The sequence below is a fragment of the Cellulosimicrobium sp. I38E genome (assembly GCF_001647255.1).
Classification (GTDB): Bacteria; Actinomycetota; Actinomycetes; order Actinomycetales; family Cellulomonadaceae; genus Cellulosimicrobium; species Cellulosimicrobium cellulans_E.
This window is the reverse complement of sequence record NZ_LUAZ01000011.1, coordinates 31,031-47,195: the sequence shown is the minus strand read 5'-3', so window position 1 is coordinate 47,195 and position 16,165 is coordinate 31,031. Positions and strand designations below refer to the sequence as shown.

18 protein-coding genes are annotated in these 16,165 nt (G+C 73.7%); 5 read left to right on the top strand and 13 right to left on the bottom strand.

From position 1 onward, the window contains the following. Nucleotides 1-2: 2 nt before the first annotated feature. Complete coding sequence (locus tag A0J59_RS03075) at nucleotides 3-641, bottom strand: TetR/AcrR family transcriptional regulator (RefSeq protein ID WP_047233885.1); 639 nt, start codon at nucleotides 639-641, stop codon at nucleotides 3-5. Between the two features lie 167 nt (nucleotides 642-808). Between A0J59_RS03075 and A0J59_RS03070 the strand changes: the two genes are divergently transcribed. Beyond that, the gene (locus tag A0J59_RS03070) at nucleotides 809-1,387 is read left to right on the top strand and encodes an LpqN/LpqT family lipoprotein (protein WP_064315187.1); all 579 of its coding nucleotides are present in this window, start codon (nucleotides 809-811) and stop codon (nucleotides 1,385-1,387) included. A 2-nt stretch (nucleotides 1,388-1,389) separates the two neighbouring features. Here A0J59_RS03070 and ispF read toward each other — a convergent pair whose 3' ends face one another. From ispF to A0J59_RS03055, 3 genes are all read right to left on the bottom strand, one after another. Next, on the bottom strand, nucleotides 1,390-1,935 hold the full coding sequence (gene ispF, locus A0J59_RS03065) for a 2-C-methyl-D-erythritol 2,4-cyclodiphosphate synthase (RefSeq protein ID WP_064315186.1): 546 nt from the start codon (nucleotides 1,933-1,935) through the stop codon (nucleotides 1,390-1,392). After that, nucleotides 1,932-2,711, bottom strand: coding sequence for a 2-C-methyl-D-erythritol 4-phosphate cytidylyltransferase (gene ispD, locus A0J59_RS03060; protein WP_064315210.1), 780 nt, complete (start codon nucleotides 2,709-2,711; stop codon nucleotides 1,932-1,934). The genes ispF and ispD overlap by 4 nt, the downstream gene beginning before the upstream one ends. Before the next feature lie 95 nt (nucleotides 2,712-2,806). Further along, the gene (locus A0J59_RS03055) at nucleotides 2,807-3,289 is read right to left on the bottom strand and encodes a CarD family transcriptional regulator (RefSeq protein WP_024841917.1); all 483 of its coding nucleotides are present in this window, start codon (nucleotides 3,287-3,289) and stop codon (nucleotides 2,807-2,809) included. Nucleotides 3,290-3,602: 313 nt separating this feature from the next. On the opposite strand from A0J59_RS03055, the gene A0J59_RS03050 reads away from it, so the two are divergent. Further along, a complete protein-coding gene (locus A0J59_RS03050; protein WP_231581893.1) occupies nucleotides 3,603-4,109 on the top strand; it encodes a hypothetical protein in 507 nt (168 codons plus the stop codon). A 109-nt stretch (nucleotides 4,110-4,218) separates the two neighbouring features. Next, the gene (locus tag A0J59_RS03045) at nucleotides 4,219-4,746 is read left to right on the top strand and encodes a septum formation family protein (protein WP_064315185.1); all 528 of its coding nucleotides are present in this window, start codon (nucleotides 4,219-4,221) and stop codon (nucleotides 4,744-4,746) included. Between the two features lie 91 nt (nucleotides 4,747-4,837). Here A0J59_RS03045 and pstB read toward each other — a convergent pair whose 3' ends face one another. The 6 genes from pstB to A0J59_RS03015 all read right to left on the bottom strand — a co-directional run bounded on the left by pstB (nucleotide 4,838) and on the right by A0J59_RS03015 (nucleotide 11,139). After that, nucleotides 4,838-5,617, bottom strand: a complete 780-nt coding sequence (gene pstB, locus A0J59_RS03040) for a phosphate ABC transporter ATP-binding protein PstB (RefSeq protein WP_047233890.1) — start codon at nucleotides 5,615-5,617, stop codon at nucleotides 4,838-4,840. Between the two features lie 15 nt (nucleotides 5,618-5,632). Next, the gene (gene pstA / locus A0J59_RS03035; protein WP_047233891.1) at nucleotides 5,633-6,616 is read right to left on the bottom strand and encodes a phosphate ABC transporter permease PstA; all 984 of its coding nucleotides are present in this window, start codon (nucleotides 6,614-6,616) and stop codon (nucleotides 5,633-5,635) included. After that, complete coding sequence (gene pstC, locus A0J59_RS03030; protein WP_053370237.1) at nucleotides 6,616-7,638, bottom strand: phosphate ABC transporter permease subunit PstC; 1,023 nt, start codon at nucleotides 7,636-7,638, stop codon at nucleotides 6,616-6,618. The genes pstA and pstC overlap by 1 nt, the downstream gene beginning before the upstream one ends. 112 nt (nucleotides 7,639-7,750) lie before the next feature. Further along, nucleotides 7,751-8,890 (bottom strand): phosphate ABC transporter substrate-binding protein PstS, encoded by a 1,140-nt coding sequence (gene pstS, locus A0J59_RS03025; protein ID WP_231581894.1) that lies wholly within the window; start codon nucleotides 8,888-8,890, stop codon nucleotides 7,751-7,753. A 249-nt stretch (nucleotides 8,891-9,139) separates the two neighbouring features. Next, nucleotides 9,140-9,844, bottom strand: a complete 705-nt coding sequence (locus A0J59_RS03020; protein ID WP_047233893.1) for a response regulator transcription factor — start codon at nucleotides 9,842-9,844, stop codon at nucleotides 9,140-9,142. Beyond that, nucleotides 9,841-11,139: a cell wall metabolism sensor histidine kinase WalK gene (locus tag A0J59_RS03015; RefSeq protein WP_231581895.1), complete on the bottom strand. Its 1,299-nt coding sequence runs from the start codon at nucleotides 11,137-11,139 to the stop codon at nucleotides 9,841-9,843. Before A0J59_RS03015 ends, A0J59_RS03020 begins: the two co-directional genes overlap by 4 nt. Nucleotides 11,140-11,357: 218 nt before the next feature. Here A0J59_RS03015 and phoU point away from each other — a divergent pair, with 218 nt between their 5' ends. Then, complete coding sequence (gene phoU / locus A0J59_RS03010) at nucleotides 11,358-12,041, top strand: phosphate signaling complex protein PhoU (RefSeq protein ID WP_053370239.1); 684 nt, start codon at nucleotides 11,358-11,360, stop codon at nucleotides 12,039-12,041. 181 nt (nucleotides 12,042-12,222) lie between these two features. Here phoU and A0J59_RS03005 read toward each other — a convergent pair whose 3' ends face one another. Next, entirely contained in the window at nucleotides 12,223-12,960 is a 738-nt protein-coding gene (locus A0J59_RS03005) for a phosphoglyceromutase (RefSeq protein ID WP_047233895.1), read from the bottom strand. 124 nt (nucleotides 12,961-13,084) lie between these two features. On the opposite strand from A0J59_RS03005, the gene A0J59_RS03000 reads away from it, so the two are divergent. Beyond that, nucleotides 13,085-13,531 carry a nitroreductase family deazaflavin-dependent oxidoreductase gene (locus A0J59_RS03000; RefSeq protein ID WP_064315184.1) on the top strand — a complete coding sequence of 149 codons (447 nt, stop codon included), beginning with the start codon at nucleotides 13,085-13,087 and terminating at the stop codon, nucleotides 13,529-13,531. Between the two features lie 23 nt (nucleotides 13,532-13,554). Here the strand turns inward: A0J59_RS03000 and mshA are convergent, their stop codons facing one another. Next, nucleotides 13,555-14,814 (bottom strand): D-inositol-3-phosphate glycosyltransferase, encoded by a 1,260-nt coding sequence (gene mshA, locus A0J59_RS02995; protein ID WP_064315208.1) that lies wholly within the window; start codon nucleotides 14,812-14,814, stop codon nucleotides 13,555-13,557. A 69-nt stretch (nucleotides 14,815-14,883) separates the two neighbouring features. After that, the gene (locus A0J59_RS02990; RefSeq protein ID WP_064315183.1) at nucleotides 14,884-16,077 is read right to left on the bottom strand and encodes a beta-propeller fold lactonase family protein; all 1,194 of its coding nucleotides are present in this window, start codon (nucleotides 16,075-16,077) and stop codon (nucleotides 14,884-14,886) included. Nucleotides 16,078-16,165 lie beyond the last annotated feature (88 nt).

Below are 16,165 nucleotides of genomic sequence, written 5' to 3'. Positions count from 1 at the left end.
GGTCAGGACACGGGCTCCGGGCCGTGCTCGCGCACCGGCGAGCCGTCGGGACGGAGCATGAGGGAGAGGACGTACTCGGCGAGCGCATGAAAGCTGCGGACCGCGGTCTCGTCGTCCTGCTCGACGAGCCAGGCGATCTCGATGCCGTCGATGTACCCGGCGACGACGCGCGAGAGGAAGCCCATGTCCATCGAGTAGGTGACGTTCCCGCGCTCGGCGACGTTCTCGAGGAAGCCGCGGGTCATCGCCCACGTCTGCTCCAGGTGCGTGTGCGCCACGGACCGCAGCGCGCGGCTGCGCACGCCCGCCGTCGCGAACTCGAACGTGAGGAGGCGCATGTGCCGGCGGGGCGTGAGCCCGCTCCAGAGCCCGTCGGCCGCCGCGTGCGCGAGCTGGACGACGTCGCCGTCGACGTCGAGGGCGGCGCGCACCGGCTCGGACGCGACGAGGGCGAGGCTGTTGCCCATCGCCTGGAGGAGCTCGTCCTTGTCCTCGAAGCAGTAGTGCACGACGCCGAGCGACACGCCGGCCTCGGCCGCGACGCCACGGATCGTGACGGCCTCGACGCCCTCCCGGACGGCGATGGTCATCGCCGCGTCGACGAGCTGGGCTCGGCGTTCTTCGACGGACATTCGGTTCATGTGCGATTCATCCCATGTGTCGTTCTTGGGAAAGTCAAACACATCGATGCGCTCTCAGCGATCGTAGTGTCTGCTCGTGGGCCTGGCACCCGGGACGCCGGGAGGCGAGAATGGCGAGCCGAGCCCGCTGAGCCCGTCACGCCCCCTGCTCCCGACGAAGGACGACCGTGCCCCGACCGCGCCCCCCTCGCACCCTCAGGACCCTCGCGACCCTCGCGACCCTCGCGACCGCGGCGCTCGCCCTCGCGGGCTGTGGTGGTCCTGCGGACGCCGGGGCCGACGACGCACCGGTCACGTACGACGTCCCCGAGGTCCCCGTCCGGGTCACCGCTCCCCCGGGCTGGGAGCGCGTCACCCGCGACGGAGCCTTCGTGCTGCGCGCGCCGAGCGGGTCGGGGTCGCAGGGCTTCCGGGCGAACGTCGTCGTGACGGGCACCCAGTCCGCGGCCACGCTCGAGCAGGCCGGCACGAGGACCGCCACGTCCGTCGACGCGATCCCGGGCTGGATCCTGGACGCCGACGGCCAGGGCACGACCACCCTCGGCGAGCTTCCCGCGTTCCGGGTCGCGGGCACGTACGAGACGGCCGGGACGGTCGTCGTGCAGGAGATCCTGGCGGTCCGGACGGGCGACGCGCCGGACGACTGGGTCGTCGACCTCACGGCCTCGTACGCCGACGGGGACGACGACGCCGCCGCGCAGACGCGCGCGATCCTCGAGAGCGTGCAGCTCGCCCCCACGGGCTGAGCTCATGCGGTCGGCGCCCCGACCGCGACGACGAGGGCCGTCGCGACGGCTGCGACGCCCTCGCCGCGGCCCGTGAGGCCGAGCCCGTCGGTCGTCGTGGCCGTGAGCGTGACGGGGGCCCCCGCGGCGGCCCCGAGGGCCGCCTCGGCCTCCGCGCGCCGGGTCCCGAGCCGCGGACGGTTGCCGATGACCTGGACGGCCACGTTCCCGATCTCGAACCCCGCCGCGCGCACGCGGCGCGCCGCCTCGGCGAGCAGTCGCGACCCGCTCGCCCCGGCCCACTCGGGCGCGCTCGTGCCGAAGTTCGACCCCAGGTCCCCGAGCCCCGTCGCCGAGAACAGCGCGTCGGCGGCGGCATGCGCCGCGACGTCCGCGTCCGAGTGCCCGGCGAGGCCGCGCTCGCCCGGCCAGAGCAGCCCGCCGAGCCACAGCTCCCGCACCTCGCCCTCAGGGGCGAACGCGTGCACGTCGACGCCGACGCCGGTGCGCGGCAGCGGCAGGGTGGCGCGTGGCGGCGCGCCCTCGGGGTGCTCGGCGGGCGTCGTCATCGTTCCTCCCGGAGGGTCAGCGCGGCGACGCGCAGGTCGTGGGCGGTGGTGATCTTGGCCGCCGCGGTGTCCCCGGGCACGACGTGGACGGGGAGCCCGAGCGCCTCGACGAGGCCGGCGTCGTCGGTCGCGGCGGACCGCTCGTCGTCCGCCCGGTGGGCCGCGGACTCGTGCGCCCGGACGAGGAGCGCCCGGTCGAACCCCTGCGGGGTCTGCACCGCGCGCAGGACCGCCCTGTCCACGGTCTCGGCCACGGGCTCCGCGTGCGACGGGTCGCCCGCCCGCGCGGCCGTCACGCGCTTGATCGTGTCCGTGACCGGCAGCCCCGGCACGACCGCGGCGTGGCCCGCGCGCACGGCCTCGACGACCCGGCGGACCAGCGCGGGCGGCGCGAGCGGCCGCGCCGCGTCGTGGACGAGCACGACGTCGACCGCGGGCTGCCCGGGGGTCGAGCGCTCCCCGGTCCCGGCGTCGATCCCGTCGGCGTCCAGCCCCGCGAGCAGGCCCGCGGCGACGGAGGCCTGGCGGGTGCCCGCGCCCTCGACGACCCGCACGGGCCGGTCGACCACCGGGTCGTCCCGGAGCAGCGCCGCGACGTGCTCCCGCAGGCCGGGCGGTGCCGTGACGACGATCGTGTCGACCGCACCGGACGCGCACAGCCGTCGCGCGGCGTGCACGACCAGCGGCAGGCCGTCGAGCTCGACGAGGGCCTTGGGCAGGTCGAGCCCGAGACGGGTCCCGGAGCCCGCGGCGGTGAGGACGGCAAGAGTCGGCACGGGCACACGCTACCCGGGCGGACGACGGGGAGGGCGCCGTCCGCACGGACGGCGCCCTCCCCGGTGGTCTGTCGCTCGGGCCGAGGCCCGGGACGTCAGGAGGCCAGCACCTCGTCGAGGATGGCCTCGGCCTTCTCCTCCTCGGTGTGCTCGGCCAGCGCGAGCTCCGAGACGAGGATCTGCCGGGCCTTCGAGAGCATGCGCTTCTCCCCCGCCGAAAGGCCACGGTCGGCGTCGCGGCGCGACAGGTCGCGCACGACCTCCGCGACCTTGATCACGTCGCCCGACGCCAGCTTCTCGAGGTTCGCCTTGTACCGACGCGACCAGTTGGTCGGCTCCTCGGTGTAGGGTGCACGCAGCACCTCGAAAACGCGGTCGAGACCCTCCTGGCCGACGACGTCACGCACGCCGACGAGGTCGACGTTCTCGGCTGGGACTTCGATGGTCAGGTCGCCCTGCGCGACCTTGAGCTTGAGGTAGATCTTGTCCTCTCCGCGGATGGTGCGCGTCTTGATCTCCTCGATCAGTGCGGCTCCGTGGTGCGGGTAGACAACGGTCTCGCCTACTGTGAACGTCATCTGTAGATGTCCCCTTTCGCGGTGGTCCACCTTACCACGCGGAAGGGCGGAAATCCGAGCCCCTGCGCCCCTTGACAACCCGCCCAGGACAACGTTTCCCCAGGTCAGCGCCGTGTCAGCGCGCCTCACGAACCTCGCGGGGAGGGCCACAGGGCCCCGCCGACCGCCGCCGGCCGCTCCCGACGCCCGCACGACGCCGCGTGACGCCGCTCACGCCCACGCCCCGCAGCGCCGGTTCCGGCCGCCCCGCCTCGCCCGACGCACTAGGCTGGGCGCGGAATCCAGTCCCCCCTCTCGCAGCCCTGGAGTGCACGTGACCCGCATCCCGACCCCCCGAGCAGCGACCCGTGCGGCGTCCCGAGCGACCGGCCGCGCGCGCTACTGGGCCGTTCCCCTCGTGGTCGCGAGCGTGGCCGTCGCGGCAGCCTGCTCCCCCATCGAGACGAACCGCCCCTACTCGCCGTCGGACGGTCTGCGCGTCAACCTCACCGACGACCTGCGCGGCCTCAACCTCCTCGTCGTGAGCGCGGCCGAGGGTGACGCCGGCGCGCTCGTCGGTGCCTTCGCGAACGACTCGACCGAGGACGTGGAGTTCGACGTGACGCCCGAGGGCGGCGACCCCGTGACCATCCCCGTCGCCGCCGGCGAGACCGTCTACCTCGGCACCGAGGACGGGTTCGACGCGCAGATCGGCCGCGTCGACGCGGCGCCGGGCGGCGTCCTGCCCGTGACGGTCAGCGTGACCTCGGGCGAGGAGCAGGCCATGTCGCTGCCCGTCCTCGACGGCACCCTCGAGGAGTACGCGCACCTGCTGCCGTGACGTGCGGGCCCGGGCCGGAAAAGGGCTCGGGCCGTGTCACCGGCTGCCGCTAGCCTTCGCGTGCCCGCCCTGACCGTCGTGGTCGGGGCACCTCCACGAAGGAACCCAGGTGACCCTGTCCCGTACCACCCGTCGGCCGCTCCTCCTCGTCGTGAGCGCCGTCGCCCTCGCCCTGACCGCGTCGGGCTGCGGCGCGATCCTCGACGAGATCAGCGGGCCGTCCGAGGCCCAGCGCGACGAGCCCGGTGGCGAGGTGACCGAGGCGTCGGACGCCGACGTCTTCTCGGTCCAGGTGGGCGACTGCATCGTGTCCTCGCGGCTCGACGACGCGGCCGAGATCGAGTCGGTACCCGTCGTCCCGTGCGCCGAGCCGCACGACCTCGAGATCTACGCCGAGACCGAGCTCCCCGAGGGCGAATACCCCGGCGAGGAGGCCATCACGGCGAGCGCCGAGGAGTTCTGCGCCGGGGAGTTCGAGCCGTTCGTCGGCCTGCCGTACGAGGAGTCGGCGCACGAGTACTGGTACTTCACGCCTCTCGAGGACGGGTGGAACGCGCAGGGCGACCGCGTCGTCCAGTGCGTCCTCGACACCAACGGCACAGACGTGACCGGGTCGCTCCAGGGCTCCGCGTCCTGACCTGACGCCCCGCACGACGGCGCCCCTCCCCCGCATGGGGAGGGGCGCCGTCGTCGGTTCGCCCGGCCCGCCAGGGCCGCCGGAGGTCAGGTCACCCGAAGCGGCCGGAGATGTAGTCCTCCGTGGCCTGCTGGGTGGGCGAGGAGAACATCGTCGCGGTGTCGTCCATCTCGATGAGGCGCCCCGGCTTGCCGGTCCCCGCGATGTTGAAGAACGCCGTGCGGTCGCTCACGCGCGCGGCCTGCTGCATGTTGTGCGTGACGATGACGATCGTGTACTCGTCCTTGAGCTCCGCGATGAGGTCCTCGATCGCGAGCGTCGAGATCGGGTCGAGCGCCGAGCAGGGCTCGTCCATGAGGAGCACCTGCGGCTTGACCGCGATGGCGCGTGCGATGCACAGGCGCTGCTGCTGCCCGCCGGAGAGGCCCGACCCCGGGCGGTCAAGACGGTCCTTCACCTCGTTCCACAGGTTCGCGCCGCGCAGGGACGACTCGACGAGGTCCTCGGCGTCGGACTTCGAGATCCGCTTGTTGTTGAGCTTGACCCCGGCGAGGACGTTCTCCTTGATGGACATCGTCGGGAAGGGGTTGGGCCGCTGGAAGACCATGCCGACCTGACGCCGGACGGCGACCGGGTCGACGTCGTCCCCGTAGAGGTCGACGCCCTCCATCGCGACCGTCCCCTCGACGCGCGCGCCGGGGATGACCTCGTGCATGCGGTTGAGGGTCCGCAGGAAGGTCGACTTGCCGCAGCCGGACGGGCCGATGAAGGCCGTCACGGACTTGGGGTCGATCGTCATGCCGACGTCCTGCACGGCGAGGAAGTCGCCGTAATAGATGTTGAGGTCCTTGACGTCGATGCGCTGTGCCATCGGAGCTGTCCTGTTCTAGCGGAGGGTCTTGGGGGCGAACCAGCGGGTGACGAGTCGCCCGACGAGGTTGAGCAGCATGACGATGAGGATCAGCGTCAGGGCGGCCGCCCAGGCCCGGTCGTAGTTGATGTCGGGGATGCACACGACGTCGGTGACGTTGCTGCAGGGCACCAGGCCCTGGCTGTACTGCCGGTACACGTACACGGGCAGCGTCATCATGCGGCCCTCGAAGAGGTTGCCGTTGATGGAGTCGACGACGCCGACGGTGATGAGGAGCGGCGCGGTCTCGCCGATGACGCGCGCGACGGCGAGCATGACGCCCGTCGTGATGCCCGCGATCGACGTGCGCAGCACGACGCGCACCACGGTGAGCCACTTGGGCACGCCGAGCGCGTAGGCCGCCTCGCGCAGCTCGTTGGGCACGAGGCGGAGCATCTCCTCGCACGAGCGGACGACGACGGGGATCATGAGGACGGACAGCGCGACCGAGCCGACGATGCCCATGCGCACCCCCGGCCCGAAGATCACGGCGAAGAGCGCGTACGCGAAGAGGCCGGCGACGATCGACGGGATGCCCGTCATGACGTCGACGAAGAACGTCACCGCGCGCGCCAGCGGCCCGCGGCCGTACTCGACGAGGTAGATCGCGGCGAGCAGGCCGATCGGGACCGAGATCACCGCGGCGCCCAGCGTGATGAGCAGCGTGCCGAGGATCGCGTGGTAGATGCCGCCTGCGTCCATGCCGCCGAACACCCCGCGCATGGAGTGCGTGAGGAAGTAGACGTCGAACCGCTCCATGCCGTGCACGACGACGGTCCACGCGACCGACACGAGCGGCACCATCGCGAGGGCGAACGCGCTCCACATGAGGACCGTCATCGTGCGGTCCTTGCGGCGGCGGCGGGCGTCCGCGCCGCGCAGGAGCGCGCGGACGGACGCGGTGCGCTCCGGGTCGGGGGCGGAGGCCCCGCGCGCGGGGCTGGTGCTGAGGGCGCTCATCAGTTGGCTCCCGAGAAGTCCTTGCGCCGCGCGACGATCGCGCGGGCGCCCATGTTGACGAGCAGGGTGATGAGGAACAGCGCGAGGCCGGTCGCGATGAGCGCGCTCACCCCGAGCGGGTTGGCCTCGGGGAAGTCGGCCGCGATGTTCGCGGCGATCGTCTGCTGCTGCCCGGCCTGCAGGATCTTGAACGAGTAGAGGAGCCCGGGCGAGAGGATCATCAGCACGGCCATCGTCTCGCCGAGCGCACGACCGAGGCCGAGCATCGCGGCCGAGATGACGCCCGAGCGGCCGAACGGGATGACCGCCGTGCGGATCATCTCCCAGCGCGTCGCGCCGAGCGCGAGCGCCGCCTCCTCGTGGAGCTTGGGCGTCTGGAGGAACACCTCGCGGCTCACGGCGGTGATGATCGGCAGGATCATCACGGCGAGCACGAGCGCGACGGTGAGCAGGACGCGGCCGGTCGGCGAGGCAGGCCCGGCGAAGAGCGGGAACCAGCCGAACGTGTCCGCGAGCCACGACCACACCGGCACGACGATCGGCGGGAGCACGAGCGAGCCCCACAGGCCGTAGACGACGCTGGGGATCGCCGCGAGCAGGTCGACGACGTACCCGAGGGTGGACGCGAGACGGCGCGGCGCGTAGTGCGAGATGAAGAGCGCGATCCCCATGGCGACCGGCGTCGCGAGCAGGAGCGAGAGCGCGGCCGCGAGGAGCGTGCCGAAGATCAGCGGCCCCACGAAGGACACGAGCGACGCGCCCTCCGGGAACCAGGACACCTCCTCGGACAGCACGTCCCCGCCCGCGGTGAGCGCGGGCCACGCGCGGAGCACGAGGAAGATCGCGACCGCGGCGAGGACGGCGAGGATGAGCCCCCCGGCGCCGGTCGCCGTCCATCGGAACGCACGGTTCACGCCGCGGTCGGTGTTCCGCGCACGACGGCGCGGGGCGCCCGGGCGTGGCGCGCCGGACGGGCCGCCCGGCGCGGGGCCCGGCGTCGTGGGTGGGGCTGTGGTGGTCACTCGTGCTCCCGGTGCATGCGGTCCTGCTGCGTGAGGTCTGGGCTGCGGACGATCTCGCGGATCAGGGGCGGCGGGGCCCGTAGGCCCCGCCGCCCCCCTGGTCCGAGAGTCGTCAGCCGGCGGCGCCGACCGTGATGGACTCGATGGCCGCGTGGACGTCCGTGCGCAGGTCCTCCGAGATCGGCGCGTTGCCCGCGGCCGACGCGGAGGCCGACTGGCCCTCCTCGCTCGAGATGTAGGTGAGGAACGCCTTGACGAGGTTGCCCGCCGCCTCGTCCTCGTAGCTGGTGCACGCGATCGCGTACGAGACGAGGACCAGCGGGTAGGCGCCGGCCTCGGTCGTCGTGCGGTCCAGCTCGACCGCGATGTCGTGCTCGGCACGACCCTCGACGCGCGGCGACGCGTCGACGACCTTCGCGGCGGCCTCGGGCGAGTACGAGACCCACTCCTCGCCGACCTTGATGCTCGCGGTGCCGAGGTCGCCGGCCTTCGAGGCGTCGGCGTAGCCGATCGTGCCCTCGCCGCCCTGGACGGTCTGCACGACGCCGGACGTGCCCTGCGCGGACTCGCCGCCCTGCGTCGGCCAGTCGCCGCTCGGCTCGTGGCCCCACGCGTCGCCCGCCGTCGCGGCGAGGTACTCGGTGAAGTTCTCGGTCGTGCCCGACTCGTCGGAGCGGTGGACCGGCGTGATCGCGAGGTCCGGGAGCGTCGCGTCGGGGTTGTCGGCGGCGATCTCCGGCGCGTTCCACTGCGTGATCGTGCCGTTGAAGATGCCCGCGATCGTGGCCGGCGCGAGGTTGAGCTCCGCGACGTCCGGCAGGTTGTAGATGATGGCGATCGGGCTGACGTAGACGGGGAGGTCGATCGCGCCGTCGGGGCCGCACACGGCCTGCGACTGCGTGATCTCCTCCTCCTTGAGCACCGCGTCCGAGCCGGCGAACGCGACGCCGCCCTCGAGGAACTGGGTGCGACCGCCACCGGAACCGACCGGGTCGTAGTTCACGGTGACGTCGGGGTTCGCGCTCTGGAACCCGGCGCGCCACGCCTCCATGGCGGACTCCTGCGAGCTCGCGCCCGCACCGTTGAGCTCACCGCTGAGGTCGCTCGCGGTCTCGGAGGAGCCCTCGGAGGAACCGTCGGTGGCACCGTCGGCGCTGCCGACGGGGTCGTCCGACCCGCAGGCGGCGAGGGTCAGCGCGAGCGCACCGATCGCGACGGCGGATCCAGCACGGGAGAATCGGCTGAGCTTCACTCTTCGTTCCATCCTGTTCAAGCGTCTCGTGGCACCAGCGAGCGCCGGTGACGAGCCCGACGCTAGGAGCGCCGGGTGACGCGTTCCCCGAGAGCGGGTGAACGAGGGATGAACAGTGCACAGACCTTCCGTGCCACGTTCCCGGCCGGGTCGGGCAGGCGTCGGTCCGGGCCTCCGCGCCGCACGACGACGGCCCCGGCGCGTCCGTGAGGGACGCGCCGAGGCCGTTCGTGCGCTGTGCCGGAGGGGTCAGGCCTGGCCGACGCCGTCCGCGATCTTGTACCCCAGGCCACGCACCGTGAGCAGGTAGCGCGGGCTCGCGGGCTCGGGCTCGATCTTCGACCGGATGCGCTTCACGTGGACGTCGAGCGTCTTCGTGTCGCCCACGTAGTCCGTGCCCCAGACCCGGTCGATGAGCTGCCCGCGTGTGAGCACGCGCCCCGCGTTGCGCAGCAGCAGCTCGAGGAGCTCGAACTCCTTGAGGGGGAACGGCACGACCTCGCCGTCGACGCTCACCGTGTGCCGCTCGACGTCCATGCGGACCGGACCGACCTCGAGCGCGCTCTCCGCGACGACCTCGCCCCCGTTCTCGCCGCCCTTGCGGCGCAGCACGGCGCGTACGCGCGCGAGCAGCTCGCGGAACGAGTACGGCTTCGTCACGTAGTCGTCGGCGCCCAGCTCGAGACCCACGACCTTGTCGATCTCCGAGTCCTTCGCCGTGAGCATGATGACGGGCACGTCGCCGCGCTGCCGCAGCTCGCGGCACACCTCGGTGCCGCTCAGCCCGGGGAGCATGAGGTCGAGCAGGACGAGGTCCGCCCCGTCCGCGTCGAACCGCTCCAGCGCCTCGGTGCCCGTCGCCGCCTCGACGACGTCGAAGCCCTCGCGTCGCAGCTGGTACGTCAACGGGTCGCGGTACGACTCCTCGTCCTCCACCACCAGGATGCGCGTCACGCGCCTACCTCCTTGTTCTGAACGTCGTCGGGTGCGGGGGTCTCCACGGCCCGCCGCACGTCGTGCTGCACGGGCACGGGGACGGCCCCGGCCGTGCCCTCGTCCCGCGCCGCGTCGTGGACCGTGCCCGACGGCGCGACGTGCGCCTGCCCGGCCGGCACGTCCGCCGCGGGGATCCGGAGCGTGAAGGTCGAGCCGCGCCCGGGCTCGGACCACATGGTGACCTCGCCACCGTGGTCGGCCGCGACGTGCTTGACGATGCTGAGGCCGAGGCCTGTCCCGCCGGTGTCGCGCGAGCGCGCGGGGTCCACCCGGTAGAACCGCTCGAACACGCGGGCCTGCTCGTCGGCCGAGATGCCGATGCCCTGGTCCACCACGGCGATCTCGACCAGGTCGTCCGCGAGCGAGACGCCGACGCCGACGCGCGTGTTCTCGCCCGAGTAGGCGACCGCGTTGTCGAGCAGGTTGCGCACAGCGGTCACGAGCAGGTTGTGGTCCCCGTACACGGCGGCGTCGAGCTCTCCCCCGGTCGTGAGCGTGATGCCCTTGCCCTGCGCGGTCGTGCGCGCGCGGTCCACCGCCTCCTCGATCACGCCCCGCACCGGCACCACCGTGACCTCCTGGAGCGCACCCGCGACCTGGAGCCGCGAGAGCTCGATGATCTCCTGCACGAGCGCGGAGAGGCGCGTCGCCTCCGACTGCATGCGCGCGGAGAACCGCCGCACCGCCACCGGGTCGTCGGCGGCGTCCTGCACCGTCTCGGCGAGCAGCGCGAGCGCCCCGACCGGCGTCTTCAGCTCGTGGGACACGTTCACGACGAAGTCGCGGCGGATCGCCTCGACGCGCCGCGCCTCCGTGCGGTCCTCCGCGAGGACGAGCATGTGCTGCGGGCCCACCTGCGCGACGCGGACCTGGAGCATGACCGTGCCCCGGCCGACCGGACCGCGCGGGAGCTCGAGCTCCTCGTCACGGATCACGCCGTCCCGGCGCACGTCGTCGATCATGTCCCGGATGGCCGCGTGCGCGATCGCGTCGCCCCGCACCACGCCCAGCGCGTACGCCGGCGGGCTGGCCCGCACCACCTCGCCCTCCTCGTCCAGGACGACGGCGGCCGACCGCAGCACGGCCAGCACCCGGACGAGACCCTCGTCGAGCTCGGGTGCCGGCTCCGCCCGCGCAGCACGCTGCTGGCGCTCGCTCACGCGGAACGCGATGGCCGCGATCACGCCGACCACGACGCCCACGACGCCGGCGGCCAGCACGGTCGCGCCCTCGATGAGACTCTCGGCTTGCACACCTCCAGCCTACGGTCGCGTGCGCGCCCGACCGGTCGATACGGCGCCCCGCAGGCGCGAGCCGCCAAGAGTTCACCTGGCGGCGCCCTGGAGTTCACCGCCCGGTCGACCGCGCCTGCGAGCGTGACAGGAGCCGACGGCGTGCCCGGGCGCCGCCCGGCGCGCAGGGGTGCACGCCGTCACGGACCGGACCGACCGGTCACGACGAGAGGGAAGCGATGCGGGAGATCTTCGAGGCCGAGCTGAAGCAGGTCGGCGACGACCTGGCCGAGATGAGCCGGCTGGTGGAGTCCGCTGTGAACCGCGCCGGGCAGGCGCTGCTCACGGCGGACCTGCAGCTCGCGCAGTCGGTCATCGGCGACGATCACACGATCGACGCCCTCGAGCGCGAGCTCGACGAGCGCTGCGTGCTCCTCCTCGCGCAGCAGCAGCCCGTCGCCACCGACCTGCGGGTCGTGGTCAGCGCGCTGCGCATGAGCGCCACCCTGGAGCGCATGGGCGACCTCGCCCGGCACATCGCCCAGGTCGCGCGCGGCCGCTACCCGGCCCGCGCCATCGAGCCGTCGCTCCACCGGACGTTCGAGCAGATGCACGACGCCGCCGTGCGCGTCGCCCGCCGGACGACGACGCTCCTCACCACGCGCGACCTCACCGTCGCCGCGAACATCGAGCGCGACGACGACCTGCTGGACAAGCTCCACCAGGACACCTTCACCGCGCTGCTCGACGGCACGTGGACGGGGACCCCGCAGGAGACGGTCGACGTCACGCTCGTGGGCCGCTACTACGAGCGCTTCGGCGACCACGGCGTCTCCATCGCCAAGCGCGTGACGTACCTCGTCACCGGCGACTTCGCCGACGACCGCGGCACCCCCGCCGGCTCCGCCCGCGCGTCTGCCTGACGACGGGGCCACGGCCCTGCCCCCGAGGTAGAGCCTCAGGCCTCGAGGTAGAGCCCGCGAAGCTCTACGTCGGTGCCGTTGGTTCTACCTCGCGGGACCACGCTTCTACCGCACGCACGACAGACGACCGTGGCCCGTCCGGATTCCCGGACGGGCCACGGTCGTCTCTGCGTGCGGGCTGTCAGCGGCCCTGGTTGGCGACCGCGGCAGCGGCCTCGGCGGCGGCCTCGGGGTCGAGGTAGCGGCCGCCCTTGGTGATCGGCTTGAGGTCCTCGTCGAGCTCGTAGAGCAGCGGGATGCCGGTCGGGATGTTGAGCGCGGCGATGTCCTCGTCGGAGATGCCGTCGAGGTGCTTGACGATCGCGCGCAGCGAGTTGCCGTGCGCCGCGACGAGGACGGTCTTGCCCGCCTTCAGGTCCGGGACGACCTCGCCGTCCCAGTACGGCAGGGCGCGCTCGAGCACGTCCTTGAGGCACTCGGTGCGCACGACGGGGGCGTCGGCGTAGCGCGGGTCCGCGTCCTGCGAGAACTCGGAGCCGAGCTCGATCTCGGGCGGCGGGACGTCGTACGAGCGGCGCCAGAGCATGAACTGCTCCTCGCCGAACTCCTCGAGCGTCTGCTTCTTGTTCTTGCCCTGGAGGGCGCCGTAGTGGCGCTCGTTGAGGCGCCACGACCGCTTCACGGGGATCCAGTGACGGTCCGCGGCGTCGAGCGACAGGTTCGCCGTCGTGATCGCGCGGCGCAGGAGCGAGGTGTGCACGACGTCGGGCAGGACGCCGGCCTCGGTGAGGAGCTGACCGCCGCGCTTCGCCTCCTCGGTCCCCTTCTCCGACAGGGCGACGTCCACCCAGCCGGTGAACAGGTTCTTGGCGTTCCATTCGCTCTCGCCGTGGCGGAGCAGCACGAGGGTGTAGGTCATGGGCTCCATCCTGCCGCACGGCCCGCCGCGCGGGCACCCGCGTCCCACGTGGTGGTGACCGTCGCCGTCGGGCGTGGGACGAAGGTCCGGGAATCGGGCGGACGGCGCGCACGTTGCCCCGGACATGCCGATCGACGGAGAGTACGCCCCCAGCCCGAGCGCCTGGTCCCGCAAGCAGGCCGAGTCCTACGAGTCGTCCGGAGGGACGCGCAGCACGACCCTGAACGGGATGCCGGTGGTCGTGCTCACGACCCTCGGCCGACGCACCGGCAAGGTCCGCAAGACGCCGCTCATGCGGGTCGAGCACGACGGCGCGTACGCGGTCGTCGCGTCGCTGGGCGGCGCCCCTGCGCACCCCGTCTGGTACCACAACGTCCTGGCGCACCCCCAGGTCGAGCTCCAGGACGAGGCCGAGCGCCACGACTACGTCGCGCGCGAGGTCCACGGCGAGGAGAAGGCGCTCTGGTGGGAGCGCGCCGTCGCGGCCTACCCGCCGTACGCGGACTACCAGCAGAAGACGTCGCGCGAGATCCCCGTCCTGGTCCTGGAGCGCACCGCACCGGACGCCTGACCCGCAGCGAGGTCCGCGCGGCGTCAGCGCGCCGCGCGGACCTTGCGCGCCTGCGCGTAGACGTCGAGCATGCGCAGCGCGGCGGTGTCCCAGCCGAACCGCTCGCCCGCGCGCCGGGCGCCGTCGCCGAGCGTGGCGAGGCGCTCGTCGTCGGCGAGCAGGTCGCCGAGCACGCGCGCCCACGTCTGCGGGTCGTGGTCGGGCACGAGGACGCCGGAGACCTGGTCCTCGACCACCGTCCGCAGCCCGCCGACGGCGGCCGCGACGACGGGCGTGCCGCTCGCCTCGGCCTCGGCCGCGACGAGCCCGAACGACTCGTTGTGCGACGGCACGGCGACGACGTCGGCCGCCCGGTACCACTGCGCGAGCTCGTCCCGTGGGACCGGCGGGCGCACGACGAGCCGGTCGCTCACCCCGACCTGGTAGGCGAGCGCCTCGAGCTCGCGCACCGCCGTCGGGCGCCCGCTCGGGCCGCCCAGCACGACGAGAGTCGGCACGGGCTCCCCGCGCTCCGCGAGGACGCCGAGCGCCCGGACGAGCACGTCCGGGCCCTTGAGCGGCTGCACGCGCCCCGCGAAGAGCACGAGGCCGCCGGTGGTCGGCAGTCCCAGCCCGGCACGCAGCGCCCGGCGCCGCTCCCGCCGCGCGGCGCCGTCGGCCGCCGACGCGCTGCCGGGGTCCGGGGAGAACAGGTCGAGGTCGACGCCCGGCGGCACGACGTGCACGCGCGCGGGGTCGGCGGCGTAGTCGCGCACGAGGTCGTCCGCCTCGGCGTCCGTGCTCGCGACGAGCGCGTCCGCCTCGGCGACGACCTGCTCCTCCCCGATGATCCGCCCCAGGGGCTCGGGCGCGTCGCCCGGGGCGAGCGCGGCGTTCTTCACGCGCGCGAGCGTGTGCATGGTGTGCACGAGCGGGACGTCCCAGCGGTCGGCCGCGAGCCAGCCCACCTGCCCGGAGAGCCAGTAGTGGGTGTGGACGACGTCGTACCAGCCCTCGTGGTGCCGCGCCTCCGCACGCAGCACCCCCGCCGTGAAGGCGCAGAGCTGGCCGGGCAGGTCGTTCTTGTCGAGCCCCTCGAAGGGCCCGGCGACGACGTGGCGCACCGTCACACCGTCGGACACCTCGACCTTGCGGGGCTGGCTCGAGGCCGTGGCGCGCGTGAAGATCTCGACCTGCGTGCCGCGGCGGGCGAGCGCGTGCGCGAGCTCCGTGACGTAGACGTTCATGCCGCCCGCGTCGCCCGTGCCCGGCTGGTCGAGGGGCGACGTGTGCACGGAGAGCATGGCGACCCGCAGCGGGGTCGACGGGTCCGGGGAGACGCCCTCCGGCAGCTCGAGCGCGGTCACGGCGGCTCAGGCCTCCACGACGCACGCCGGGGCGGGCAGCGCGAGCACGTCGACCACGTGGGCGGCACCGTCCGAGCGGCGCACGCGCAGGAGCGCGAGGTTCGACGTCGGCCCCTCCCCCGCGGAGGCGGACTCCGGCCGCTCGATGAGCGGGTCGTCGTTCTGGTTCGCGACGACGACGAGGTCGTGCAGCGGCTCGTCGGGAGCCCCGGAGCCGGCGAGGACGGCGAAGTGGCGCGGCCAGGCGCCGCCCACCGGGGAGTCCGCGAGGTGGCGCAGCGAGGGGACGCCGCCGTCGGGCCCGGGCTCGACCGCGTGCACGGCGAGCACGTCGGCGCCGCGCACCGCGACGAGGACGCGCGTGCCGTCCGCCGAGACCGCGACGTGCGAGGGGTAGTTCCCGCCGCTTGCAGGGGCGGCGGCGTGCGTGACGTCGTAGCGCGCGACCACGTCGTACGTGCGCGCGCCGTCGGGGCCGTCGACCGGGGCGAGGACGAACAGGGCCGGGTCGAGCTCGCCGACCACGACGAGGTGCCCGGACGGCAGCGCGGCGAGGTGGCGCGGACCGGTCCCCGGCGGGAAGGTCGCGACGACGCGCGGGGCCGAGCCGTCGGGTGCCGCGGGGTCGTGCCGGCGCAGCTCGTCGGTCCCCAGGTCGACGACGAGCACGTCGCCGCTGCCGTCGTCCGCCGCGCCGAGGTGCGCGAGCGGGGCGACGAAGTGGGCGTGCGGGCCCTCCTGGCGGTCGGTGACCGGACCCGTTCCCGCGTGGCCCTGGCGGCGCACCGCGGTGCCGGGCCGGTCGTCCGCTGCGGCGAGCGCGCCGTCCGCGGCGGTCGCGACGGCGGTCAGGACGCCGTCCCCGTAGTTCGCGACGAGCACGTCCCCGCTCACGACGACGTGGCACGGGTACGAGCCGCCCGTGGCGACGCGCTCGCCCCGGGGCGCGAGGCCGCCGTCGGGCCCGACCGCGAACGCCGACACCGAGCCGGCCTCCGTCTCCCCCACCGCGTACAGCGTGTCGTCGTCGAGCGCGAGGAACGACGGCGACGGCGACTCGGCTGCCAGCACCCCGCCCACGAACGACCCGGTCCCGGCCGCGGCGTCGACGTCGAGCCCGACCCGCCAGACGCCCTCCGCACCGCCGTTCGCCGGGTGCGGGTAGGTGCCGATCCAGAGGGCGCGGGTCGCGGAGGTCATGACCCGAGCCTAGTTCTCCGGACGCGTGCCACCGGCACCCGCCGGACCGTGACCGGCGGTCGGCTCGACGTCCGCGGACGCGAGAGCG